Annotated in this window: 1 protein-coding gene and 1 pseudogene; both read left to right on the forward strand. The window is 72.3% G+C overall.

Annotated features, from left to right (window positions below; all coding sequences use genetic code 11):
* Positions 1–278, forward strand: a pseudogene (locus tag IC50_RS14780) (ABC transporter ATP-binding protein); the annotation flags it as partial.
* A gap of 1 nt (position 279) precedes the next feature.
* Positions 280–1,418, forward strand: a 1,139-nt coding sequence (locus IC50_RS14785) for an oxamate carbamoyltransferase subunit AllG family protein (RefSeq protein WP_162131520.1), incomplete at its 3' end; no start/stop codon positions are given.

Raw genomic sequence — 1,418 nt, forward strand, 5'->3', positions numbered from 1 at the left:
CGCTCGGCCTCGCGCCGCAGGTTCTGACCGAGATTCTGGCGTGCGTGGAGCGGCTGCGAGATCAGGGCCTCACCATCCTGCTGGTCGAACAGAACGTGTCGGCGGCCCTTTCGATCGCGGATCGCGGCTACGTCCTCGCCGGCGGCCGGGTCGTCGCCGAAGGGACCGGCCGTTCGCTGCTGGAGGACAGCGATATCGCCGGAGCCTATCTGGGATCGGGCGAGCCCAAATCCGACGTCGGCGCGCGGGGCCGCGTCATCGCGATCAATGGAGCCTGACGTGGCCGATCATCATCCCGCGCCGCTCCTGCGCGGAGCCGATACCGAGCTTCACGCAGCCGACCGCGCCGCCTTGCAACGGATGCACGCGGTGCGCCCGGTCTGGCGCGGCGTCGCCCTCGCACACGACGTCATCCGTTTTCCCGAGCGAACCGTGCTGCACGCCGGGCCTCCGGTTCGGCCGGGAGCGGTCGCCGCGCCGATCCTCAACAGTGCTGCGATGGCGATCCTGTTCGAGGGCTGGGCGCGCGACGTCGACGCGGCGCGCGCGATGCTGGAGCGCGGCGAAGTGAAGCTGCGTCCCGCGCAGGATTTCGGCGCGATGGTGCCGCTCGCCGCCGTGCTGTCGCCCAACATGGCGGCGCAGATCGTCGCCGACGCGGCCGATCCGGCCAATGCGGCGATCAGCCCGCTCAACGGCGGCATGGCGCGGGCGCAGCGGCTTGGGCTGGCTGCGCCACAGGTGCTGACTCACCTGCGCTGGATCAACGGCAATCTCGCCGCGACGCTCGATATCATCGCCGATCGCGACGTTCCGTTGATCGACATCGCCGATGCGGCGCTGCTCGACGGCGACGACTGCCACTCGCGAACCGGGGCGGCGACGCGCCGGCTGGTGCAGGCGATCGCGCCGCGGCTCGGCGGCGACACGCCGGAGCGCCGCTTTCTGGACAAGGCGTCCGGCTTTTTCCTCAATCTCTGGATGGCCGCGGTGAAATGCGTCGGCGTCGCCGGGGCGGGCGAGGGCAGCAGCTTGATCACCGCGCTCGGCGGCAACGGCATCGAGACCGGGCTCAAGCTCGGCGGCAGCGGCGACCGCTGGTTCGTCGCCGCGGCCGAGCCGCCAGCCGGCACCCTGCTCGCCGGCTTCGCCGATGCCGACCGGCTCGGCGCGATCGGCGACAGCGCGCTGGTCGACGCGATGGGCTTCGGCGCGATGACCGCGGGGTCGCTGCCGGACCCGACGCGGCCACCGAACGCGCTGAGCGCCTTGTTGCCGACCGAGCATGCGGGCTTCACCCGCAGCCGGATTCGACTCGGGATTCCGGCGCGGGCCGTCGTCGCCCATGCCACCCCGCCCGACATCGTTCTCGGCATCCTCGACCGCGCCGGCAAGGGCGGCCGCATCGGCGGGGGGGG

Source organism: Bradyrhizobium genomosp. I (2014) (genome assembly GCF_000261685.1).
Lineage (GTDB): Bacteria > Pseudomonadota > Alphaproteobacteria > Rhizobiales > Xanthobacteraceae > Bradyrhizobium.